Genomic DNA, 22,932 nt, shown 5'->3' with positions numbered 1-22,932 from the left:
GCGGCCCCGCTTGTCAACTTCGCCGTTCAGCCGATGCGGAAGCCCTGGCCAAGATAGACGCGACGTACATTTTCGTCGCGCACCACCTCGTCGGTGGTCCCCGACATCAGCACGCGGCCATCATGCAGGATGTAGGCGCGATCGACGATGCCCAGCGTCTCGCGGACATTGTGGTCGGTGATCAGCACGCCGAGGCCCCGGGTCTTGAGCGCCGCGACGAGGTCGCGGATGTCGCCCACCGCGATCGGGTCGACGCCCGCGAAGGGCTCGTCAAGCAGCACGTAGCGCGGGTTCGCGGCAAGGCAGCGCGCGATCTCCACGCGCCGGCGCTCGCCGCCCGACAGCGCCAGCGCGGGGGCGCGGCGCAGATGGCCGATCGAGAAATCCGACAGGAGTTCCTCGAGCCGCTCGCGCCGCGAGGTGCGGTCGGGCTCGGCGATCTCCAGCACCGCGAGGATGTTGTCCTCGACGTTGAGGCCACGGAAGACCGACATTTCCTGCGGCAGGTAGCCGATGCCGAGCCGGGCGCGGCGGTACATCGGCAAAAGCGTCGCGTCGCGCCCGTCGATCGTCACCTGGCCGCCCTCGGGCGTCACGAGGCCCGCGATCGAATAGAAGCAGGTGGTCTTGCCCGAGCCGTTGGGGCCCAGGAGCGCCACCACCTCGCCGCGGTCGAGATGCAGCGACACGTCGCGGATCACCGGGCGCTTGCGGTAGCTCTTGCGCAGCCCGGCAACCCGCAGCCCGCCTTCGCCCGGCGTCACGTCAAGCTCGGGCGAAGTCACTGCGCGGGCTCGATCACGGTGCGCACCTGGCCTTCGAGCTGCGCCGTGCCGGCGGCGAGGTCGATCACCATGCTCTGCGACGACAGCGCCGTGCGGGCCTGGGTCAGCAGCACGTCGCCGGTAAGGGTGAGGTTGCCGCCGGCGATGTCATAGACCGCGCGGTCGGCCTCGGCGGCCTCGGTCGGGGTGACGAAGGTGACGCCGCCCTCGGCCTCCAGCCGCGAAATCTCGCCCGTGGCGTCGTCATAGACCACCTCGACCGTGGCGGCGGAGATCTTCATCTCGCCCTGGCCGATCAGCACCTCGCCCTCGAATGTGGCGCGGCCCGTGGCCTGGTCGACGCTGAGCCGTTCGGAGGTGATCTCGACCGGCGCGTCGGGATCGGCGGCGAGCCCGCCCAGCGCCATCTGCGTCTGCGCGGCGGCGAGGCCCGGCAGCATCAGCAGGATCGTCAGCATGGCGGTCATCATGCGGGTCATCGGCGCTCTCCCTGGTTCGCTGGATCATATAGCAGCCGAACCCCGCCGGAGAACACCATGCGCGGCGTGCCGCCCTCGGGCAGGGTGGTACGCATCGCGGCGGCGCTGAGCGTGCCATAGGGCGCGGTGACGCTGATCTCCCCGGTCGAGACCAGCCCGCCGGTGCCCAGATCGGCCTCGAGCGTCGGGGTCTCGACGCTGTAGCCGTTGCTGCTGGTGACCGACACCGGCCCGTCGAGGCGCAGCAGGTTGCGGCCGGTCTCGATCTCGCCGCGCGCGGCGCTCAGCTCGATCCGGGTGTCGCCGGGGCCTTCGATGGTGCCGCGTGGCGCCTCGACTGCGAAGATCCCCTCGCCGGTCTCGCGCGGTCGCACCGTATCGGCGGCGATGGCGATCGAGGCGCCGCTTTCGGTGCGGCCGGCGAATCGCGGCGCGCTGACGCGCTGTTCCGCGGCGATCGCCTCGATCTCGGCGAAGGGAATCTCGCTTGGCCCGGAGGGGCCCCGGGCGATCAGGAACAGCGTCGAGAGCAGGATCAGCCCGATCAGCGGCAGCGCCACCTTGGCCCAGCCGATGAATCGCGAATAGGCGTTGTCGCGGGCGTGCATTCAGGCGACGCCGGCGCGCAGGCAGTCATGGATGTGCAGGATGCCCAAGGGGCGGCGCGCCGCGTCATCTTCGTCCACCACGAAGAGGCAGGTAATCTTGCGCTCGTTCATCTGCGCCAGCGCCTCGGCCGCCAGCGCGTCGGGGCGGATGGTGCGCGGCGCCGGCGTCATCACCTCATGGGCCACATGGTCGAGCAGCCCGGCCATGTGACGCCGCAGATCGCCATCGGTGACGATGCCGCAAAGACCGCCATCCGGATCGGTGACGCCGACCACGCCGAACCCGGCACCGGTGATCGCAAGGAGCGTGTCGGCCATCGGCGTGTCGCGATCGACCAGCGGCAGCTCCCTGGCCCCGTGCATCAGGTCGCGCACCCGCGCCAGCCGTGCCCCGAGCTTGCCGCCCGGATGAAAGGCGCGGAAATCGGCGGCGGTGAAGCCGCGCCCGCGCATCAGCGCGATCGCCAGCGCGTCGCCCAGCGCCAGCGTCATCGTGGTCGAGGTGGTCGGCACCACGCCGATGCCGCAGGCTTCGGGCAGGGCGGGCAGGACGATGGCGATGTCGGCCTGGGTCATCAGCGTGCTTTCGCGCCGCGCCGCGACGCCGATCAGCGGGATGCCGAAGCGGCGGGTATGCGCCACGAGATCGGCCAGCTCGGGGGTCTCACCGGAATTCGACAGCACCAGCACCACGTCGCCGCGGGTGATCATGCCGAGATCGCCGTGGCTGGCCTCGGCGGGATGCACGAAGGAGGCGGGGGTGCCGGTCGAGGCGAGGGTGGCGGCGATCTTGCGCGCGACGTGGCCCGACTTGCCCATGCCCGAGACGATGACCCGTCCGGGGGCCGCGCGGATCGCCTCGAGTGCCGCGCCGAAACCGCCATCGAGCCCGCGCGCCAGCGCGGCGAGGCCCGCCGCCTCGTCGGCGATCACCTGCCGCGCGACTTCCAGATCGTCGGGGCGCTGGGTGTCCTCGGTCATGTCAGTGCGAGAAGATGTCGGTGTCGGGCCAGCCTGCGAGGTCGAGCCTGGCGCGGGTCGGCAGAAAATCGAAGCAGGCCTGCGCCAGTTCGCTGCGCCCCTCGCGCGCCAGCTTGGCGTCGAGCGCCTCCTTCAGCCGGTGCAGGTACAACACGTCCGAGGCGGCGTAGTCGAGCTGCGCCGGGCTCAGCTCCTCGGCGCCCCAGTCGGATTGCTGCTGCTGCTTGGAGATGTCGACGCCGACCAGCTCCTGCAGCAGCTGCTTCAGCCCATGCCGGTCGGTGAAGGTGCGCACCAGCTTCGAGGCGATCTTGGTGCAGTAGACCGGGGATGCGGTGGCGCCGAAGGCGTGCTGCATCGCGGCGATGTCGAACCGGCCGAAATGGAACAGCTTGAGGATGTCTGGGTCTTCGAGAAGCCGCACGAGATTGGGAGCTTCGGACTGGCCGGGATGGACCTGGATCATGTGGCAGTGGCCGTCGCCGCCCGACATCTGCACGAGGCAGAGCCGGTCGCGCATCGGGTTCAGGCCCATGGTCTCGCAATCGATCGCCACGACGGGGCCAAGATCGAGATCGTCGGGAATATCGTTCTGGTAGAGATGGTTCGCCATGATCCCTCGCGTTTCGCAATACGAGGAGGGATGGTGCCCAGGAGAGGACTCGAACCTCCACGTCCTTTCGGACACTGGCACCTGAAGCCAGCGCGTCTACCAATTCCACCACCTGGGCAGGTCGTGTGAGGGGCGATCTACGGAATGCCGCGGGGGGTGTCAACGGGCAATTAGCGGGAATTTCGGTTGTCGCTGCGGAAGCGGGCGGTCGCTCGGGACGCGGCTCTTGCCGGGCATGCGGCGACGGCGATGCCGGTGACAGGGAGAGCTGTCCGGATCGGCGCTTGTCCGCGCCCGCCCCGGCGGGTAAACCGCGAGGCGTCAATTCACCTTATCAGGGCGGGGCCGATGACCGGACTTGTGACCATCTACGGCGGATCGGGCTTCCTCGGGCGCTATATCACGCGCCGGCTGGCGCAGCAGGGCTGGCGCGTCCGCGTGGCCTGCCGCCGCCCCGAGGAGGCGCTCTTCGTGCGCACCTACGGCGTGGTGGGCCAGGTCGAGCCGGTGTTCTGCAACATCCGCGACGATGACAGCGTGCGCGCGGCGATGACCGGCGCCCAGGCGGTGGTCAACTGCGTGGGCGTGCTGGCCGAGAAGGGCCGCAACACCTTCAAGGCGGTGCAGGAGGAGGGCCCCGAGCGGATCGCCCGCCTCGCCGCCGTGCTGGGCGTGGCCCGGATGGTGCATGTCTCGGCGATCGGCGCCGATGCCGACAGCGAGAGCGAATACGCGCGCTCCAAGGCCGCGGGCGAGCAAGGCGTGCTGCGGCACATGCCGCAGGCGGTGGTCCTGCGCCCCTCGATCCTGTTCGGAGCCGAGGACGAGTTCTTCAACCGCTTCGCCTCAATGGCGCAGATCTCGCCGGTGATCCCGGTGGTCGGGGCCGGCACCCGGTTCCAGCCGGTGCATGTCGACGACGTGGCGCATGCCGCGGCGCTGGCGATCGAGGGCCGCGCCGCGCCGGGGGTCTACGAGCTGGGCGGGCCGGACGTGCATACCTTCCGCGAGCTGATCGTGCAGATGCTGCATTACATCCGCCGCCGTCGCCTCGTGCTGTCGCTGCCCTTCGGCGTGGGCCGGATCATGGCCGGCGTCGGCGGGCTGGTGCAGACGCTGAGCCTCGGGCTGGTGCGGGCGCCGATCACCGCCGATCAGGTCGCCAATCTGCGCCGCGACAATGTCGTGAGCCCGGGCGCCAAGACTTTCGCCGATCTGGGCCTGTCGCCGATCGCGATGGAGGCCGTGCTGCCGGACTACCTGTGGCGGTTCCGCCCCTCGGGGCAGTATCTGGCCATCAAGGAATCGGCGCGGAACCTGCGCAACCACTGAACGGACGGACATCGCCATGACCGGAGACACGATTCTCCTGCCACTCCTCCTGGGCCTTCTGGAGGGGCTGACGGAGTTCATCCCGGTGTCCTCGACCGGGCATCTGCTGCTGGCGGGGCACTTCCTGGGATTCGAGAGCGCCGGGCGCACCTTCGAGGTGGTGATCCAGCTCGGCGCGGTGCTGGCGCTGCTCACCGTCTATTTCGGGCAGCTCTGGGGCGTGCTGCGGGCGGCGCCGACGGACCCGGCGGCGCGGCGCTTCGTCTGGGCGGTGCTGATCGCCTTCCTGCCGGCGGCGGTGATCGGCGTGCTGGCGCATGACCTGATCAAGACGGTGCTGTTCGAGACGCCGGCCCTGATCGCGGTGATGCTGGTGCTGGGCGGGGTGGTGCTGCTCTTCGCGGACCGCATGGCACCGGAGCCGCGCCACGAGGACGCGATGCGGCTGCCGGTCCGCACGGCGCTGGCGATCGGCTTCTTCCAGGTGCTGGCGATGGTGCCGGGCGTCTCGCGCTCGGGTGCGACCATCGTCGGTGGTCTGTCGATGGGCGTGGGCAAGCGCGCGGCGGCCGAGTTCTCGTTCTTCCTGTCGATGCCGACGATGGCCGGGGCCGTGGCCTATGACCTGTTCCAGAATCGCGACGTGCTCGACTGGGGCGCGCTCAACGAGATCGCGATCGGCTTCGTCGTGGCCTTCGTCACCGCCGTGGTCGTGGTGAAATGGCTGCTGGGCTACGTGTCGCGGCATGGCTACGCGCTGTTCGGCTGGTGGCGAATCGTGATCGGGGCGGGCGCGTTGCTGGGCATTTTCCTAGCCGGCTGAAGTTATGGGTCATTAGTTATGACCTAAAATTGCCAATCGGGCCGAAGATTTCGATCCGATTGGCGCGAAAAGCGCCAATTAGGTCATCCATGCTGACTTTTCATGTGGTCAAGCATTGGCTATCCCCTCGGCACGCCCAGCCAGAGGGAGACCAGCCATGGCCGAAAACAAGATGCTGCAATTCGTGTCCGTGCCGCGTGACATGCCGGAGAAGCGTCTGGCGGCCGCGCGGCGCGAGGACTTCCACGAGATCTATGCCGAGTTCGCCCGCGACAAGGCGGCCGAGCAGTCGAGCCGTTGCAGCCAGTGCGGCGTGCCCTATTGCCAGACGCATTGCCCGCTGCACAACAACATCCCCGACTGGCTGCGCCTGACCGCCGAAGGCCGTCTGCAGGAAGCCTACGAGGTCTCCCAGGCGACCAACACCTTCCCCGAGATCTGCGGCCGCATCTGCCCGCAGGACCGGCTTTGCGAAGGCAACTGCGTGATCGAGCAGTCGGGCCACGGCACCGTCACCATCGGCTCGGTCGAGAAATACATCACCGACACCGCCTGGGAGGAGGGCTGGGTCCAGCCGATCCGCCCCGCTCGCGAGCGCCCCGAGAGCGTCGGCATCATCGGCGCCGGGCCCGGCGGCCTCGCCGCGGCCGACTATCTGCGCCGCGCCGGCGTGCAGGTCACCGTCTATGACCGCTACGACCGCGTCGGCGGGCTGATGACCTACGGCATACCGGGCTTCAAGCTCGAGAAGGAGGTCGTGGACCGCCGCACCAGGCAGTTCGAGGAGTCGGGCGTCGAGTTCGTGCTGAACTGCAAGGTCGGCGAGGACATCTCCTTCGACGCGATCCGTGGCAAGCACGACGCGGTGCTGATCGCCACCGGGGTCTACAAGTCGCGCGACCTGCCCGACAGCGACCATGGCGGCGTGGTCCGCGCCATCGACTACCTCACCGCCTCGAACCGCAAGAACTTCGGCGACGAAGTGCCGGAATACGACAGCGGCGAGCTGAACGCCGAGGGCAAGAAGGTCGTCGTGATCGGCGGCGGCGACACCGCGATGGACTGCGTGCGCACTGCGATCCGTCAGGGCGCGACCAGCGTGAAATGTCTCTATCGCCGCGACCGGGCCAACATGCCGGGCAGCCAGCGCGAGGTGGCCAATGCCGAGGAGGAGGGCGTCGAGCTGGTCTGGCTCTCGGCTCCGAAGGGCTTCGAATGCGGCCCCGACGGGGTCAAGGGCGTGCATGTCCACAAGATGCGCCTCGGCACGCCGGATGCCACGGGCCGCCGCATGCCCGAGAAGATCGAGGGCGCCGATTACCTCGAAGAGGCCGATCTGGTGGTCAAGGCGCTGGGCTTCGAGCCCGAGGACCTGCCGCAGCTCTGGGGCGTCGAGGGGCTGGAAGTGACCCGCTGGGGCACGGTGCGGGCCGAATTCGGCACCGGTGCCACCTCGCTCGACGGCGTCTTCGCCGTGGGCGACATCGTGCGCGGCGCTTCGCTCGTCGTCTGGGCGATCCGCGACGGGCGTGACAGCGCCTCGGCGATCGTGGAGTATCTCGACCAGTCGGCCAGCGCCGGCGTCGCCGCCGAGTGAGCCACGCGTGAACCAGTGGCGCGAGGCCAGATGGGCCCGCGCGCGATCCATGTCTCGGTTCAGGGGCCGAGGCTCCGGCCAGATGGCCGGGGCGGCCTGACCCCCGATCACACCACGTCCCGCGATCCTGTTTCGGAGACCGCCATGAAGACGCCCATCGCCCTCCTGATCTGCGTGCTGCCGATGGCGGCCGCCGCGCAGGGGCCGCGTCAGGTGACGCTGCCCGAGGGCTGCACCGCCGAGATGACCGTGCAGGCCGCGAACTGCACCGTCTCGCATCATTTCACCTGCGAGGGCGACCCAGAGGGCTGGCGCCGCAGGGTCGATCTCGACCTCGACGGCGTGAGCTATTTCGGGGCCATCGACGCCGAGACCCAATGGGTCGAGAGCGTCTATCCCCGCGCCGACCGGCGCGAGGAACTCGCCCCCGACCCGGCCGATCCGGCCTCGTTCAGCGAGCTGGTCGAGACCGGCGCCGACAGCTTCGATTTCAGCACGATCTCCGATCAGGTCGGCGAGACCCGCTATGTCGGCTTCGACAGCCTGACCGGCGAGACCGTCACCATCGACGGCGTCGAGCTGGAGCGCACCGATTACGAGGTCCGCGCCATCGGCCCGGATGGCGAGCAGATCTGGCGCAGCACCGGATCGGAGTTCATCGACCGGACGCGGCGCATCTTCCTGTCGGGCACCAGCGAGGTGACCAACGCGCAGGGCACCTTCACCTCCGACGATAGCCCCGTCGAATTCATCTTTCCGGACGAGCCGGGCTTCCTCTCGTCCAACCCCAAACACGGCTGCGGCGCGACCATGTCGTCGGCGCCCGCCTCCACCGCGAAGGAGATCTTCCATGACCACCTATGATGACGCCTGGGTCGCCTCGGAAGAGGCCAAGCGCAAGTACATGGCCGAGAACGGTCTCTACCGCGAGGATGACGAGCACGCCTCCTGCGGCGTCGGCCTCGTCGTGTCGATCGACGGCTCGCCCTCGCGCGCGGTGGTCGAGAAGGGCATCGCCGCGCTGAAGGCGGTCTGGCACCGCGGTGCGGTCGACGCCGACGGCAAGACCGGCGACGGCGCCGGCATCCACGTGCAGATCCCGCGCGCCTTCTTCGAGGACCAGATCCGCCGCACCGGCCACGAGCCGATGGCCGGCCGCCGCATCGCCGTGGGCCAGGTGTTCCTGCCGCGCAACGATTTCGGCGCGCAGGAAACCTGCCGGACCATCGTCGAGACCGAGGTGCTCCGCATGGGGCACTACATCTATGGCTGGCGCCACGTGCCGGTCGACATCACCTGCCTCGGCGAGAAGGCCAACGCCACCCGCCCCGAGATCGAGCAGATCCTGATCCGTTGCGAGAAGGACATCGACGAGGAGCAGTTCGAGCGCGAGCTCTACATCATCCGCCGCCGGATCGAGCGCGCGGCCACCCAGGCCGGCGTGCGCGAGCTCTACCTCGCCTCGCTGTCCTGCCGCTCCGTGATCTACAAGGGCATGATGCTGGCCGAGCAGGTGGCGGTGTTCTACCCCGACCTGATGGACCCGCGCTTCGAGAGCGCCTTCGCGCTCTATCACCAGCGCTATTCGACCAACACCTTCCCGCAATGGTGGCTGGCCCAGCCCTTCCGCATGCTTGCCCATAACGGCGAGATCAACACGCTCAAGGGCAACATCAACTGGATGAAGAGCCACGAGATCCGGATGGCCTCCTCGACCTTCGGAGAGATGGCCGAGGACATCAAGCCGATCGTGCCGCAGGGCTCCTCGGACTCGGCCGCGCTCGATTCGGTGTTCGAGGTGCTGGTCCGCGCCGGCCGCAACGCGCCGATGGCCAAGACCATGCTGGTGCCCGAGGCCTGGTCCAAGAGCCGGGTCGAGATGCCCCAGGCCTGGCAGGACATGTATTCCTACTGCAACGCGGTGATGGAGCCCTGGGACGGTCCGGCGGCGCTCGCCATGACCGATGGCCGCTGGGTCTGCGCCGGCCTCGACCGCAATGGCCTGCGGCCGATGCGCTACGTCGTCACCGGCGACGGGCTTCTGGTCGCGGGCTCCGAGGCGGGTATGGTGCCGGTCGACGAGGCCAGCGTGATCGAGAAGGGCGCGCTCGGGCCGGGCCAGCTGATCGCGGTCGACATGAAAGAGGGCAAGCTGTTCCACGACAGCGAGATGAAGGATAAGCTCGCCGCCTCCCAGCCCTTCGGCGAGTGGATCGAGAAGGTCGTGAACCTTAACGACATCCTGCGCGAGATCCCCGAGGAGCCGCTGTTCGAGGGCCCCGAGCTGCGCAAGCGCCAGATCGCCGCCGGCTATTCGGTCGAGGAGCTGGAGCAGGTGCTCGCGCCGATGGCCGAGGACGGCAAGGAGATGATCGCCTCGATGGGCGACGACACCCCTTCCGCCGTGCTCTCGACCAAGTACCGGCCGCTGTCGCATTTCTTCCGGCAGAACTTCAGCCAGGTCACCAACCCGCCGATCGACTCGCTCCGCGAGAGCCGGGTGATGTCGCTCAAGACCCGCTTCGGCAACCTCAAGAACGTGCTCGACGAAAGCTCCAGCCAGGCCGAGATCCTGGTGCTGGAGAGCCCGTTCATCGCCAATGCCGAGTTCGACACCATGGTCGAGCAGTTCGGCGACCAGGTGGCCTTCATCGACTGCACCTTCCCGGCGGGCGGGGCGCCCGACGCGCTGCGCGCGGGTCTCGAGCGGATCCGCGCCGAGGCCGAGGACGCGGTGCGTTCGGGCGCGGGCCACATCGTGCTCACCGACCAGCATCAGGACGAGGACCGCGTCCCGATGCCGATGATCCTCGCCACCTCGGCCGTGCATAGCTGGCTGACCCGCAAGGGCCTGCGCACCTTCTGCTCGGTCAACGTGCGCTCGGCCGAATGCATAGACCCGCATTACTTCGCGGTGCTGATCTCCTCGGGCGCGACCACGGTGAACGCCTATCTGGCGCAGGACAGCCTTGCCGACCGCCTGAACCGCGGCCTGCTCGAAGGCACGCTCACCGACATCATGCGCCGCTACCGCGACGCGGTGGATGCGGGCCTGCTGAAGATCATGGCCAAGATGGGCATCTCGGTGATCTCCTCCTATCGCGGTGGCCTGAACTTCGAGGCGGTGGGCCTGTCGCGTGCCATGTGCGCCGAGTACTTCCCCGGCATGCACAGCCGCATCTCCGGCATCGGCCTCACCGGCATCCAGAAGAAGCTGGAGGAGGTGCACGCCAAGGGCTGGACCAAGCCCGGCGCCGATCTCGGCACGCTGCCGATCGGCGGCTTCTACAAGTCGCGCCGCTCGGGCGAGAAGCACGCCTGGGAAGCCACGACCATGCACATGATGCAGGCCGCCTGCGACCGCGCCTCCTTCGAGCTGTGGAAGCAATACGCCTCGACCATGCAGGCCAACCCGCCGATCCACCTGCGCGACCTTCTGGCGATCAAGCCGATCGGCGAGGCGATCCCGATCGAGCAGGTCGAGAGCATCACCTCGATCCGCAAGCGCTTCGTCACGCCCGGCATGTCGCTGGGCGCACTTAGCCCCGAGGCGCACAAGACGCTCAACGTCGCGATGAACCGGATCGGCGCAAAGTCCGACTCGGGCGAGGGCGGCGAGGATCCGGCGCATTTCCTGCCCGAGGCCAATGGCGACAACCCCTCGGCCAAGATCAAGCAGGTGGCGTCGGGCCGCTTCGGCGTCACCGCCGAATATCTCGGCGCCTGCGAGGAGCTGGAGATCAAGGTGGCGCAGGGCGCCAAGCCGGGCGAGGGCGGCCAGCTTCCGGGGATGAAGGTCACCAAGCTGATCGCGCGGCTGCGGCATTCGACGGAAGGGGTCACGCTGATCTCGCCGCCGCCGCATCACGACATCTACTCGATCGAGGACCTCGCGCAGCTGATCTACGACCTCAAGCAGATCAACCCGCGCGCCAAGGTGACGGTGAAGCTGGTCTCCTCCTCGGGCGTCGGCACCATCGCGGCCGGCGTGGCCAAGGCCAAGGCCGACGTGATCCTGATCTCGGGCCATAATGGCGGCACCGGCGCTTCGCCCGCGACCTCGATCAAATATGCGGGTCTGCCGTGGGAGATGGGTCTCACCGAGGCGCATCAGGTGCTGTCGATGAACAACCTGCGCGACCGGGTCACGCTCAGGACCGATGGCGGCCTGCGCACCGGCCGTGACATCGTCATGGCGGCGATGATGGGGGCCGAGGAGTACGGCATCGGCACCGCCGCGCTGATCGCGATGGGCTGCATCATGGTCCGCCAGTGCCAGTCCAACACCTGCCCGGTGGGGGTCTGCACCCAGGACGAGGCGCTGCGCCAGAAGTTCACCGGCAACGCCGACAAGGTGGTCAACCTGATCACCTTCTACGCCCAGGAGGTCCGCGAGATCCTCGCCTCGATCGGCGCCCGCTCGCTCGACGACGTGATCGGCCGGGCCGACCTGCTGACCCAGGTCAGCCGTGGCTCGGCGCATCTCGACGATCTCGACCTCAACCCGCTGCTGATCACCGTGGATGGCACCAACCGCATCCGCTACGACCGCAACAAGCCGCGCAACGAGGTGCTCGACACGCTCGACGCCGAGATCGTCAAGGATGCCCGCCGCTTCCTCGAGGATGGCGAGAAGATGCAGCTGCAATACGCGGTGCAGAACACGCACCGCACCATCGGCACCCGCACCTCGGCGCATATCGTCGAGAATTTCGGGATGCGGAACCAGCTGCAGCCCGACCACCTGACCGTCAAGCTCACCGGCTCGGCGGGCCAGTCGCTCGGCGCCTTCGCGGCCCCCGGCCTGAAGATCGAAGTGTCCGGCGATGCCAACGACTATGTCGGCAAGGGCCTCTCCGGTGGCACCATCGTGGTGCGCCCGGCGATGGCGAGCCCGCTGGTGGCCTCGGAGAACACGATCATCGGCAACACCGTGCTCTACGGCGCGACGGCGGGCTACCTTTTCGCCGCCGGTCGGGCGGGCGAGCGCTTCGCGGTCCGCAACTCGGGCGCGCATGTGGTGATCGAGGGCTGCGGTACCAATGGTTGCGAATACATGACCGGCGGCGTCGCGGTGATCCTCGGTTCGATCGGCGCCAACTTCGGTGCCGGCATGACCGGCGGCATGGCCTATCTCTACGACCCCGACGGCCTTGCCGAGCCGCTGATGAACACCGAGACGCTGGTCACCTGCGATGTCACGGTCGAGCATTGGGAAAACCAGCTCAAGGGTCTGATCGAGCGCCACCAGCTCGAGACCGGCAGCCGCAAGGCCGCCGAGATCCTGCAGCACTGGGACAGCGAGAAGCACAACTTCCTGCAGGTCTGCCCCAAGGAGATGCTGCGCCACATCCCGCACCCGCTCACCGTCGAGAAGGTGGCGCTGCCCGCCGAGTGAGGCGGCGCGGAGCGGCATGGGAACGGGGGCCGGCGCGGTGACGCGCCGGCTCTTTTCGCATGGGCGAGCTTCGGCTTGACCCGGCCCCGGCGGGCAGGGTCTATGGCGGCATGGCCAAGCCCGTGAACACCTCGAAAACCGGCCCCGCGGCCCGTCGCAGCCGAAAGGGCGCCCGCGGGCGCGGCACCTCGTCCGACCCTGCGGGGCGCGGATCGGCGGCGCGGCGCGTCCTTCGCGTGGCGCTCTGGATCGGCGTGGCGCTGATCGGCCTCGCCGGGGTGCTGGTCCTGCTGTTCTCGACCCTCAACCCGCCGACCACCCCCTACATGATGTCGGAACGCGCCCGGCTGGGCGAGATCGCCCATGACTGGGTGCCGATGGAGGAGATCGCCCCGGTGATGGCCCGCGCCGCCGTCGCGGCCGAGGACGCGAATTTCTGCCTGCATTGGGGACTCGATCTCAAGGCGATCCGCACCGCGATGGCCTCTGGCGGCAATCGCGGCGCCTCGACGATCAGCCAGCAGGTGGTGAAGAACGTCTATCTCTGGCAGGGGCGCAGCTGGTTTCGCAAGGCGCTCGAGGCGGGCATGACGCCCGCGGTCGAGGCGGTCTGGACCAAGCGGCGAATTCTCGAGGTCTATCTCAACGTCGCCGAGTTCGACGAGGGCGTGTTCGGCATCGGCCGCGCCGCGCCGCATTACTTCGGCGTCGCGGCGGCCGATCTGACGGATGTGCAGGCCGCGCGCCTTGCCGCGATCCTGCCCGACCCTAAGGGGCGCTCGGCCGCGAACCCCTCCGATTTCGTGCGCCGCCGTGCCGCCGCGATCCTCGACGGCGCCGCAACGATCCGCCGCGACGGGCGAGACGACTGCTTCGAGTGATGCGCGCGGGATTGAAGCGGCGCCGCGCTTGCGGCAGATAGGGGGCATGCAGAACAGCCGTCCCGCCACACACCGCCTCTATCATTTCCCGCTCTCGCCTTTCTCCCGGAAGGTGAGGCTCTCGCTCGCCGAGAAACGCATCGAGGTGGAGCTGGTCGAAGAGCGCTACTGGGAGCAGGATCCCGAGTTCATGCGCCGCAACCCGGCCGGCAAGGTACCCGTGCTCAAGCTCGGCAACCGCATGATGTCGGAAAGCACCGCGATCTGCGAATATCTCGAAGAGGTGCAGCCCGATCCGCCGCTGCTGCCGCAATCGGTGGATGCGCGCTACGAGGTGCGCCGGCTCGTTGGCTGGTTCGACGACAAGTTCAACCGCGAGGTGACCTCGAAGCTCTTGGGCGAGCGCGTCTTCAAGAAGGTCATGGGCGGCGGCTATCCTGACAGCTCCAACGTCAAGGCCGGCGCGCGGGCGATCAAGTATCACCTCGACTACATGGCGTGGCTCCTGGATCAGCGCCGCTGGCTCGCGGGCAACGAACTCAGCCTCGCCGATTTCGCCGCTGCCGCGCACCTCTCCTGCCTCGACTACATCTCGGACGTGGACTGGAACCGCTCCGAGACGGTCAAGGACTGGTACGCCAAGATCAAGTCGCGCCCGGCCTTCCGCTCGCTTCTGGCCGATCAGCTGCCGGGCTTTCCGCAGCCCGCGCATTACGCCGATCTCGATTTCTGAGGCCGCGCGCTTGGGGCCGGCGGCCCGAATGCGTATTTGGTGAAAGATGAACCAGGGGGCCGCCCTCAAGACCCGGCTGCGCGAGGCCGCGCTCGGCGAGGGATTCGCCGAGATGGGAATCTGTCGCCCCGACTCCATCCCGGAGGCCGCCGGACGGCTCGCCACCTATGTCGGCGAGGGACGTCATGGCCAGATGGGCTGGATGGAGGAGCGCATGGGCTGGCGCGGCAACCCCGCCGCGCTCTGGCCCGAGGCGCGCTCGGTGATCATGCTCGCCGAAGCCTATACGCCGCGCCACGACCCGCTGGAGGTGCTGGAACAGCGCGACCGCGCCGCGATCAGCGTCTATGCCCATGGCCGCGACTACCACGACCTCGTCAAGAAGCGGCTGAAGCGGGTCGGGCGCTGGCTCTTGGAGCAATGTCCCGACGAACAGATCAAGGTCTTCGTCGACACCGCGCCGGTGATGGAAAAGCCGCTGGCGCAGGCCGCCGGCTTGGGCTGGCAGGGCAAGCATACCAACCTCTTGGGCCGCTCGGTCGGCAACTGGGTCTTCCTCGGGGCGATCTTCACCACCGTGGAGTTGCCCGCCGATGCGCCCGCGGCCGAGAAATGCGGCTCCTGCACGCGCTGCCTCGATATCTGTCCGACGAATGCCTTTCCGGCACCGTTCCAGCTCGATGCGCGGCGCTGCATTTCCTACCTCACCATTGAGCACAAGGGACCGGTGCCAGAGGAATTCCGCGAGGCGCTGGGCAACCGCATCTATGGCTGCGACGACTGCCTCGCGGTCTGTCCGTGGAACAAGTTCGCGCGAGAGGCCACCGAGATGCGCTATTTCGGCAAGGTCGACGCGCCGCCGCTGGCCGATCTGGCCCGGCTCGATGACGCGGCCTTCCGCGAGATGTTCTCGGGCAGCCCGATCAAGCGGATCGGGCGCGACAGGTTCCTGCGCAACGTAGCCTATGCCATCGGCAATTCCGGCGATCCGAGCCTGCTGCCCGTGGCCCGCGATCTCGCGGCGGAGCCGGATCCGGTGCTGGCCGAGGCGGGTCAATGGGCCGTGAGGCGTCTGGATGGTAAGGGGGGCGGGGCTAGCTCTCTCCCCTGACAATCAGGAGAGGAGATCGAGATGAGAACGCTATCCCCGATCGTGCTTGCGGCGCTGCTGCCCGGCGCGGCCTTCGCCGAACAGCACACCGAGGCCAAGCCGGTCGATCGCGGCCCGCCCAACGCCGAATACGAGCCCGCCTTTCCCGAGCAGGAGATGGCGCCGCAGCTGGAGGCGACAGATGTCGCCATCGAGACCTTCGCCGAGAACCTCGAGCGCCCCTGGGGCATCGCGCCGCTGCCCGATGACAGCTATCTCGTCACCGAGCGGCCGGGCCGGCTGCGCCATGTCTCCGCCCAAGGCGAGGTGCACGAGCCGATCTCCGGCCTGCCCGAGATCGACGCGCGCGAGCAGGGCGGCCTGCTGGACGTGACGCTCTCTCCCGATTTCGGCTCCGACCGCATGGTCTATTTCACCTATGCCAAGCCCGTCGATGGCGGCGTCGCCACGGCGGCCGCGCGCGGCACGCTGAGCGAGGACATGACCGCGCTGGAGAATGTCGAGGACATCTTCGTGCAGGGCCCGCCCTCTGACGCGCCGATGCATTACGGCTCGCGCATCACCTTCGACGGCGACGGCCATGTCTTCATCACCACCGGCGAGCATTTCACCGACGCGTACCGCAAGATGGCGCAGGAACTCGACAACACCTATGGCAAGGTGGTGCGGCTCAACCTCGACGGTTCGGTGCCCGAGGACAACCCCTTCGTGGGGCAGGAGGGCGAGGACGCGATCTGGTCCTACGGCCATCGCAACATCCAGGGCGCGGCGATCCAGCCCGCGACCGGCGACTACTGGACCATCGAGCACGGTCCGGCGGGTGGCGACGAGTTGAACCGCCCCGAGGCGGGCAAGAACTACGGCTGGCCAGAGGTGAGCTACGGCATCCGCTATGACGGCGCCCCGATCGGCACGGGCGAGCCGCGCGCCGAGGGCATGGAGGAGCCGGTCTATTACTGGGATCCGGTGATCGCGCCGGGCGGCATGGCCTTCTACGAGGGCGACGCCTTCGAGGGCTGGGAGGGCGACCTGATCATCGCTTCGCTCTCACCCGGCGAGGTCGTGCGGCTCGACCTCGACGAAGAGGGCCTCGTGGTCGGCGAGGAGGCGCTGGCGGGCGGCAACGGCCGGGTGCGCGACGTCGAGATCGCCGCGGACGGCACGGTGCTGTTCCTGATCGACAGCGAGGCGGGTGCGATCCTGCGCATGTCGCCGAAATCCTGACACGCGGCCGTATCCCGGTCTGCGTCGGCAAATGGCTCCGGCCCGGGGGCCCGATCGAAAGATGCAGACCGAATCGCGCCGATCGGTTAGGTTGCAGACCCGCGATATCCCCAAGGGAGGACATATCGATGACCAAGCACGTGATCGACAAGCCCAAGGACCGCTCCGATATCAAAGCCCGCGAATACATGCGGCTCGAGCGCGAGGAGGGCCCGCACCGCGCGGTACGACGGCTCCACGCCCGCAGCCTCGGCGCCCGCGGCGCCACCCGGCTGCGTCAGTTCCTGCGCATCGAGCGCGGTCACGAAGCCTGACGACAAACCGGCCGGGGGGTGAGACCCCCTCGGTCGCATGAGAGATCCGGCCGGTAGCGCCAAGCCGCTGCCGGCCGCTTGCTCTTGCCGCGTGCGGGGCTAGGGTCGGGGCGAAAGGATCCCTCATGCCCCGCCCCGAAACGCCCGCCATCTCCACGGCGCCCGCCGCGCCGCGACCGGCTCCGGTCCAGCAGCCGATGCGCGGTATCCTGTTCAAGACCGCCTCGGTCTGCGTCTTCGTCGCCATGGCCGCGATCATCAAGGCGACCTCGAACGACGTGCCGCCGGGCGAGGCGGTGTTCTTTCGCTCCTTCTTCGCGCTTCCCGTGATCATCGTCTGGCTGCTGTGGCGCGGCGAGTTGCGCCACGGCCTCGAGACCCCCAACCCGATGGGTCATCTGTGGCGCGGCGTCGTCGGCACCGCTGCGATGGGGCTGGGCTTCACCGCGCTGGGGCTGCTGCCCTTTCCCGAGGTGACGGCGATCGGCTACGCGGCGCCGCTGATGGTGGTGATCCTCGCCGCGATGTTTCTGGGCGAAGAGGTGCGGCTGTTCCGGCTCTCGGCGGTGGGGGCAGGGCTCGCGGGGGTGCTGATCGTGATGTCGCCCCGGCTTTCGGTCACCTCGGACCCGCTCAGCCTCGCCGAGACGCTGGGCGCGGTGGTGGCGCTGGGCGGCGCGCTCTGCGCGGCGCTGGCGCAGGTCTTCGTGCGCAAGCTCACCCGGACCGAGGGCACGGCGGCGATCGTGTTCTGGTTCTCGACCACGGCGAGCCTCCTGGCGCTCCTGACCCTTCCCTTTGGCTGGGTACTGCCCGGGGCGGGCACCTTCGCGCTGCTGATCCTGGCCGGGCTGCTGGGCGGGGTGGGGCAGATCCTGCTCACCTCCAGCTACCGCTACGCCGACGCCTCGCTGATCGCGCCGTTCGAATACGCCTCGATGCTGCTGGCGCTGGGCGTCGGCTATTTCCTGTTCGACGAGGTGCCGACCTGGACGATGATGCTGGGCGCGGCGATCATCGTCGCGGCGGGCATCGCGATCATCTGGCGCGAACGCAAGCTCGGGCTGGAGCGTGGCCGCGGTCGCCGCGCGATGAGCCCGAACGGCTAGGGCGGGATCATGGCGCTACACGAGACGACAGGCACGGAGTGGATCGCGGGCGCGCTCGGATTGGCCGCCCTGTTGGCACTGGTGAACCTCGCAGGCTTCGCCGCCATGGCACAGGACAAGCTGCGCGCCGAAAGGGGGCTGTGGCGCTGGCCCGAGCGGCGGCTGCTGCGGATCGCCCTCTGGGGTGGCGGTCTGGGCACGGTGCTGGCGCAGCGCTACCTGCGCCACAAGACGCGCAAGCAGCCCTTCGCGCGGCATTTGAAGATGATCGTGTGGACGCAGGCGATGCTGGTGCTGGCGCTCACCCTCGCGCTGGCGAGCCAGGCGCATCTGCGCCTGCAGACCAAGCAGGCGCTCGGTGCCGTCGCCATGGCGGTGGCGGGTGCCGCCGAAGCCTGGCCCCGGGCGGAACCGGCCGCGCCCGAACCCGCGCCGGGCAATGCGGTGAAGATCAACCGCGGCCTGTGAGGGCAACGCAAAAGGGGCGGCGCCTTGCGGCACCGCCCCTGCTATCTTCGCCTGCGGTCCGGTTCAGGCGCGGACGAGCTTCTCGTAGCTTTCGGCCACGTCGCGGGTCAGCGCGCCGACCTCGAAATTGTAGTCGCCGATCTGCCCCACCGGGGTGACCTCGGCTGCGGTGCCGGTGAGCCAGCACTGCTCGAAGCCCTCGAGTTCCTCGGGCATGATGTGCCGCTCATGCACGGTGATGCCCTTCTCCCTCAGCATCGCGATCACGGTCTGGCGGGTGATGCCGTTCAGGAAGCAGTCGGCCAGCGGCGTGTGGACCTCGCCATCCTTCACGAAGAACATGTTGGCGCCCGTGGCCTCGGCCACGTAGCCGCGATAGTCGAACATCAGCGCATCCGAGCAGCCCTTGGCCTCGGCGGCATGCTTGGACATGGTGCAGATCATGTAGAGACCGGCCGCCTTGGCCTGGCTCGGCGCGGTTTCGGGGCTCGGGCGCTTCCACTTGGCGATGTCGAGCTTGGCGCCCTTCATCTTGGCGTCGCCGTAATAGCTGCCCCATTCCCAGGCCGCGATCGCCATGCGGACCGGGTTGCGCAAGCTCGCCACGCCCATGTCGGGACCGGCGCCGCGCCAGGCCAGCGCCCGCACATAGGCGTTGGACCAGCCATTCGCCTCGAGCACCGCGTATTTCGCCGCCTCGATTTCCTCGACCGAATAGGGGATCTCGAAATCCAGAAGCTCGGCCGATTTGCGCAGCCGCTGCGAATGCTCGACCCCCTTGAAGATCTTGCCGTCATAGCAGCGCTCGCCCTCGAACACCGAAGAGGCGTAGTGCAGCGCGTGGGTCAGGATGTGCACATTCGCGTCGCGCCATTCCACAAGCTGGCCGTCGAGCCAGATCTTCCCGTCGCGATCGTCGTAGCCGCCCGCCATGGCGTGCCTCCCTGTCAAGATGTCGCGCGCGAATTCGGCCATCCGGGACCGAAAATTGCGCCCTATGGGGCAGATCGCTACCGCTTCGCCCTTGGAATGTCAACAAGGCTGACGTATTGTGACCCGAAGCCGAACGACCGAAGGGGACGAGACCGCATGGCCGAGGCACCGGCGCCGCAGGGGGGATCGAGCCTTCTCTTCCTGACCGACGAACAGCTCAGGAAGGGCATCGAGGCGATGTTCTTCGCCTATCGCGGCTTCACCGCCGATCCCGACCGCATCCTCGAGGGGCGGGAGATGGGCCGCGCCCATCACCGGGCGATCCATTTCATCCACCGCTCTCCCGGCACCACCGTGTCGAACCTGATGGCGCTTCTGGGCGTGACCAAGCAGTCGCTGAACCGGGTGCTGCGGGCGCTGATCGCGGCGGGACTGGTCGAGGCGCGGGTCGGGCGGCGCGACCGGCGCGAAAGGCATCTCTACCTGACGCGCGAAGGCGCGGCGCTGGAGCGCGAGCTCTCGGATGCCCAGCGCGAGCGGATGCGCGCTGCCTACCGCACCGCCGGCCCCGTGGCGGTGGCGGGTTTCCGGCAGGTGCTGGAGGCGATGATGGACGAGGAAAGCCGGCGCCAATACGAGGCGCTGGCGGGAAGGGGTGGCCAATGAGCACCGAGCTCGCGCATCTGCTGGTGGTCGATGACGACGCGCGGCTGCGGGCGTTGTTGCAGAAGTTCCTTGCCCGGCACGGCTACCTTGTCACCGGCGCCCGCGATGCGGGCCATGCCCGTCGCCTGCTCACCGGGCTCGATTTCGACCTGATCGTGCTCGACGTGATGATGCCCGGCGAGGACGGCATCTCGCTGTGCCGGGCGCTGCGCGAGGATTTGCCGGTGCCGATCCTGCTGCTGACCGCGCGCGGCGATACCGAGGATCGCATCATCGGGCTCGAAGCCGGGGCGGACGACTATCTCGCCAAGCCCTTCGATCCGAAGGAACTGCTGTTGCGGATCAACGCCGTGCTGCGCCGCCAGCCTGCGCCCGACCCGGTGCCGGAGCGGCCCGCGACGCTGGAGCTGGGCCCGGTGCGCTACGACGTGGCCCGTGGCGAGATGTGGGAGGGCGAAAGCCGGATCCGGCTCACGGCCACCGAATCGCAGCTCATGCGGATCTTTGCCGCGCGTCCGGGCGAAGCGGTGAGCCGGGCGCGGCTGGTCGAGGAGCTGGGCCGCGGCGGCGGCCAGAGCCAGGAGCGCGCGGTCGACGTGCAGATCACCCGGCTGCGGCGCAAGTTCGAGGCCGATCCGCGCCAGCCGCGCTACCTGCAGACTGTGCGCGGCGAAGGATACATGCTGGCGCCCGACTGAAGCGGCGGGATCTGCGTATTTCGGGAAAGATGAAGCAGGGGCGTGCGGCCCCTTTGATCTCGTCCCCCGAGCCACACTCTGCCGCACGCGCGACGGTGATCGCGATGCGCTTGCGCCCGCCCGTGATCTGCGCTTGCCTGCGGGGATGACTACCGCGCTGATCACCCATCCCGATGGATTCAACCATTCCACGCCGCCCGGCCACCCCGAGCAGGTGGCGCGGCTCGACGCGGTGCTGGGTGCCTTGGAGGGCATGGACCTGCTGCGGCTCAAGGCGCCGATGGCGGCCGAGGCCGACCTTCTGAGAGTGCATCCGAAATCCTATCTCGACGGGCTGCGTGAGGACCTGCCCGAGCATGGCCGCCGCCAGCTCGACGCCGATACCTGGCTGTCGCCCGGCAGCCTCGGGGCGGCGTGGCGCGCCGCCGGGGCGGCGATCCGCGCCGTGGACGCGGTGTTGGGGGGCGAGGCGGCCAATGCTTTCTGCGCGATGCGCCCGCCCGGCCACCACGCCGAAACCGAGACCGCGATGGGGTTCTGTCTGTTGGGCAATGTCGCGGCGGCGGCGAAACACGCGCTCGACCATCACGGGCTGAGCCGCGTGGCGATCATCGATTTCGACGTGCATCACGGCAATGGCACGCAGGACCTCGTGGAGGACGATCCGCGCATCCTGTTCTGCTCGACCCACGAGATGCCGCTTTACCCGGGCACAGGCGATCCATCGGACACCGGGCCGCATGGCACGGTGGTCAACGTGGCGCTGCGCGCGGGCTGTGACGGGGCGGGGATGCTGGCGGCGCTGGAGGAGAAGGTGTCCCCGCGCGTCGTGGCGCACCGACCCGAGCTGATCCTCGTCTCGGCCGGGTTCGACGCGCATCGCGACGATCCGCTGGCCGGGCTGATGCTCGAGGCGGAGGATTTCGCGCGCGTGACGGCGCGGATCTGCGATCTGGCGGCGGATCTGTGCTCGGGGCGCGTGGTCTCCGCGCTCGAAGGCGGTTATGACCTCGAGGCGCTGGGCGCCTCTGCGGCCGCCCATGTCAGGATATTGGAGGAACGTGGGCGATGACCGACGCGACACCCGTGAACGAAATGAGCTTCGAGGCGGCGATCCGCGAGCTGGAGCAGGTGGTGGGCAAGCTGGAGCGCGGCGATGTCGCGCTCGACGAATCCATCGCGCTCTACCAGCGCGGCGCCGAGCTGAAGGCGCGCTGCGAGAAGCAGCTCGCCGAGGCCGAGGAGAAGGTCGCGAAGATCACCCAAGGCCCCGACGGCCAGGCGCAGGGCACCGCGCCGCTCGATGGCTGAGGGCTTTGCCGCCGCGCTGGCGCAGGCCGGGCGCGAGACCCAAGGACTGCTCCGCGAAAGGCTCTCCGGGCACGACCTGCCCGTGGCCCGCGCGATGGAGCACGCGGTCGCGGGCGGCAAGGGTCTGCGCGGGTTCCTCGTGCTCGAAGGCGCGCGGCTGCACGGCGTAACACGCGCGGCGGCGTTGCTGCCCGCCGCCGGGATCGAGGCGCTGCACGCCTACAGTCTCGTGCATGACGACCTGCCCGCGATGGATGACGACGATCTGCGCCGGGGACGGCCCACCGTGCATGTCGCCTGGGACGAGGCGACCGCGATCCTCGCGGGCGACGCCTTGCAGACGCTGGCCTTCGAGCTTTGCGCCGACCCGGATGTCGGGCCGCATCGCGCCGATCTGTGCCTGTCGCTGGCGCGGGCCGCCGGCATCGCCGGCATGGTCGGGGGGCAGGCCCGCGACATCATGGCCGAGACCGCGGCCATGCCGCTCGACATCGACCAGATCACCGTGCTGCAGCAGGGCAAGACCGGGGCGCTGATCCGCTGGTCGGCCGAGGCCGGCGCGGTGATGGCCGGCGCCGACCCGCGCCCGCTGGGGCGCTACGCCGCGGCGCTGGGCCTTGCCTTCCAGATCGCCGACGACATTCTCGACGTGGAGGGGGATGCCGCGAAGCTGGGCAAGGCCGTGCGCAAGGATGCCGGCGCCGGCAAGGCGACCTTCGTCTCGCTGCTCGGGCTCGACGCGGCGAAGTCCCGCGCCGCCGAGCTCGTCGACGGCGCCTGCGATGCCCTGTCGCCCTATGGCGCCGAGGCGGCAACCTTGCGCGACGCCGCCCGCTTCGTTATCGCGCGCGACAACTGATCAGAGGGG

Annotated in this window: 23 protein-coding genes and 1 tRNA gene; 17 read left to right on the top strand and 7 right to left on the bottom strand. The window is 68.8% G+C overall.

The features are described 5' to 3' along the window. Positions 1 to 26 precede the first annotated feature (26 nt). The 6 genes from lptB to ACRAQ3_RS14855 form a co-directional block, all read right to left on the bottom strand. A complete protein-coding gene (lptB, locus tag ACRAQ3_RS14880; protein WP_432255142.1) occupies positions 27 to 785 on the bottom strand; it encodes an LPS export ABC transporter ATP-binding protein in 759 nt (252 codons plus the stop codon). Continuing rightward, a complete protein-coding gene (locus ACRAQ3_RS14875) occupies positions 782 to 1,264 on the bottom strand; it encodes an LptA/OstA family protein (RefSeq protein WP_432255141.1) in 483 nt (160 codons plus the stop codon). The genes lptB and ACRAQ3_RS14875 overlap by 4 nt, the downstream gene beginning before the upstream one ends. Beyond that, positions 1,261 to 1,872 (bottom strand): LPS export ABC transporter periplasmic protein LptC, encoded by a 612-nt coding sequence (gene lptC / locus ACRAQ3_RS14870; RefSeq protein WP_432255140.1) that lies wholly within the window; start codon positions 1,870 to 1,872, stop codon positions 1,261 to 1,263. The genes ACRAQ3_RS14875 and lptC overlap by 4 nt, the downstream gene beginning before the upstream one ends. Then, positions 1,873 to 2,853: a KpsF/GutQ family sugar-phosphate isomerase gene (locus ACRAQ3_RS14865; RefSeq protein ID WP_269397266.1), complete on the bottom strand. Its 981-nt coding sequence runs from the start codon at positions 2,851 to 2,853 to the stop codon at positions 1,873 to 1,875. Between the two features lies 1 nt (position 2,854). Beyond that, positions 2,855 to 3,466, bottom strand: coding sequence for a ribonuclease D (locus ACRAQ3_RS14860; protein ID WP_269397265.1), 612 nt, complete (start codon positions 3,464 to 3,466; stop codon positions 2,855 to 2,857). Positions 3,467 to 3,497: 31 nt separating this feature from the next. Beyond that, positions 3,498 to 3,584 (bottom strand) — tRNA-Leu (locus ACRAQ3_RS14855). Between the two features lie 230 nt (positions 3,585 to 3,814). Here ACRAQ3_RS14855 and ACRAQ3_RS14850 point away from each other — a divergent pair. From ACRAQ3_RS14850 to ACRAQ3_RS14795, 12 genes are all read left to right on the top strand, one after another. Next, positions 3,815 to 4,798, top strand: coding sequence for a complex I NDUFA9 subunit family protein (locus tag ACRAQ3_RS14850; protein WP_432255139.1), 984 nt, complete (start codon positions 3,815 to 3,817; stop codon positions 4,796 to 4,798). Positions 4,799 to 4,814: 16 nt separating this feature from the next. Beyond that, the gene (locus tag ACRAQ3_RS14845) at positions 4,815 to 5,621 is read left to right on the top strand and encodes an undecaprenyl-diphosphate phosphatase (RefSeq protein WP_432255138.1); all 807 of its coding nucleotides are present in this window, start codon (positions 4,815 to 4,817) and stop codon (positions 5,619 to 5,621) included. 157 nt (positions 5,622 to 5,778) lie between these two features. Continuing rightward, the gene (locus ACRAQ3_RS14840; protein ID WP_432255137.1) at positions 5,779 to 7,218 is read left to right on the top strand and encodes an NAD(P)-dependent oxidoreductase; all 1,440 of its coding nucleotides are present in this window, start codon (positions 5,779 to 5,781) and stop codon (positions 7,216 to 7,218) included. A gap of 144 nt (positions 7,219 to 7,362) precedes the next feature. Beyond that, the gene (locus tag ACRAQ3_RS14835; protein WP_432255136.1) at positions 7,363 to 8,082 is read left to right on the top strand and encodes a hypothetical protein; all 720 of its coding nucleotides are present in this window, start codon (positions 7,363 to 7,365) and stop codon (positions 8,080 to 8,082) included. After that, complete coding sequence (gene gltB / locus ACRAQ3_RS14830; RefSeq protein ID WP_269397260.1) at positions 8,069 to 12,616, top strand: glutamate synthase large subunit; 4,548 nt, start codon at positions 8,069 to 8,071, stop codon at positions 12,614 to 12,616. The genes ACRAQ3_RS14835 and gltB overlap by 14 nt, the downstream gene beginning before the upstream one ends. 110 nt (positions 12,617 to 12,726) lie before the next feature. Continuing rightward, positions 12,727 to 13,497 (top strand): monofunctional biosynthetic peptidoglycan transglycosylase, encoded by a 771-nt coding sequence (mtgA, locus tag ACRAQ3_RS14825; RefSeq protein ID WP_432255135.1) that lies wholly within the window; start codon positions 12,727 to 12,729, stop codon positions 13,495 to 13,497. Between the two features lie 46 nt (positions 13,498 to 13,543). Further along, a complete protein-coding gene (gene fzlA, locus ACRAQ3_RS14820) occupies positions 13,544 to 14,230 on the top strand; it encodes an FtsZ-binding protein FzlA (protein WP_269397416.1) in 687 nt (228 codons plus the stop codon). A gap of 46 nt (positions 14,231 to 14,276) precedes the next feature. Continuing rightward, the gene (gene queG / locus ACRAQ3_RS14815) at positions 14,277 to 15,341 is read left to right on the top strand and encodes a tRNA epoxyqueuosine(34) reductase QueG (protein ID WP_432255134.1); all 1,065 of its coding nucleotides are present in this window, start codon (positions 14,277 to 14,279) and stop codon (positions 15,339 to 15,341) included. A gap of 21 nt (positions 15,342 to 15,362) precedes the next feature. Then, positions 15,363 to 16,565 (top strand): PQQ-dependent sugar dehydrogenase, encoded by a 1,203-nt coding sequence (locus tag ACRAQ3_RS14810; protein ID WP_432255133.1) that lies wholly within the window; start codon positions 15,363 to 15,365, stop codon positions 16,563 to 16,565. A 128-nt stretch (positions 16,566 to 16,693) separates the two neighbouring features. Continuing rightward, entirely contained in the window at positions 16,694 to 16,879 is a 186-nt protein-coding gene (locus tag ACRAQ3_RS14805) for a hypothetical protein (RefSeq protein WP_085895315.1), read from the top strand. 197 nt (positions 16,880 to 17,076) lie between these two features. After that, a complete protein-coding gene (locus tag ACRAQ3_RS14800; protein ID WP_269397529.1) occupies positions 17,077 to 17,988 on the top strand; it encodes a DMT family transporter in 912 nt (303 codons plus the stop codon). 9 nt (positions 17,989 to 17,997) lie between these two features. Further along, positions 17,998 to 18,456: a DUF1294 domain-containing protein gene (locus tag ACRAQ3_RS14795; protein ID WP_432255132.1), complete on the top strand. Its 459-nt coding sequence runs from the start codon at positions 17,998 to 18,000 to the stop codon at positions 18,454 to 18,456. A 63-nt stretch (positions 18,457 to 18,519) separates the two neighbouring features. Here ACRAQ3_RS14795 and ACRAQ3_RS14790 read toward each other — a convergent pair whose 3' ends face one another. Continuing rightward, positions 18,520 to 19,389 carry a branched-chain amino acid aminotransferase gene (locus ACRAQ3_RS14790; protein WP_432255131.1) on the bottom strand — a complete coding sequence of 290 codons (870 nt, stop codon included), beginning with the start codon at positions 19,387 to 19,389 and terminating at the stop codon, positions 18,520 to 18,522. A 156-nt stretch (positions 19,390 to 19,545) separates the two neighbouring features. On the opposite strand from ACRAQ3_RS14790, the gene ACRAQ3_RS14785 reads away from it, so the two are divergent. The 5 genes from ACRAQ3_RS14785 (at position 19,546) to ACRAQ3_RS14765 (ending at position 22,923) form a co-directional block, all read left to right on the top strand. Then, on the top strand, positions 19,546 to 20,055 hold the full coding sequence (locus ACRAQ3_RS14785; protein WP_085895319.1) for a MarR family winged helix-turn-helix transcriptional regulator: 510 nt from the start codon (positions 19,546 to 19,548) through the stop codon (positions 20,053 to 20,055). Further along, positions 20,052 to 20,753, top strand: a complete 702-nt coding sequence (locus tag ACRAQ3_RS14780; RefSeq protein ID WP_269397421.1) for a response regulator — start codon at positions 20,052 to 20,054, stop codon at positions 20,751 to 20,753. The genes ACRAQ3_RS14785 and ACRAQ3_RS14780 overlap by 4 nt, the downstream gene beginning before the upstream one ends. A gap of 145 nt (positions 20,754 to 20,898) precedes the next feature. Continuing rightward, positions 20,899 to 21,825, top strand: coding sequence for a histone deacetylase family protein (locus tag ACRAQ3_RS14775; protein ID WP_432255130.1), 927 nt, complete (start codon positions 20,899 to 20,901; stop codon positions 21,823 to 21,825). Next, complete coding sequence (locus tag ACRAQ3_RS14770) at positions 21,822 to 22,064, top strand: exodeoxyribonuclease VII small subunit (RefSeq protein ID WP_085895322.1); 243 nt, start codon at positions 21,822 to 21,824, stop codon at positions 22,062 to 22,064. The genes ACRAQ3_RS14775 and ACRAQ3_RS14770 overlap by 4 nt, the downstream gene beginning before the upstream one ends. Next, on the top strand, positions 22,057 to 22,923 hold the full coding sequence (locus tag ACRAQ3_RS14765; protein WP_432255129.1) for a polyprenyl synthetase family protein: 867 nt from the start codon (positions 22,057 to 22,059) through the stop codon (positions 22,921 to 22,923). The genes ACRAQ3_RS14770 and ACRAQ3_RS14765 overlap by 8 nt, the downstream gene beginning before the upstream one ends. The last annotated feature ends 9 nt before the right edge of the window (positions 22,924 to 22,932 follow it).

The sequence above is a fragment of the Limimaricola sp. AA108-03 genome (assembly GCF_050847355.1).
Taxonomy (GTDB): Bacteria; Pseudomonadota; Alphaproteobacteria; order Rhodobacterales; family Rhodobacteraceae; genus Limimaricola.
The sequence above is the reverse complement of the archived record's forward strand: the minus strand, read 5'-3'. Positions and strand labels throughout refer to the sequence as shown.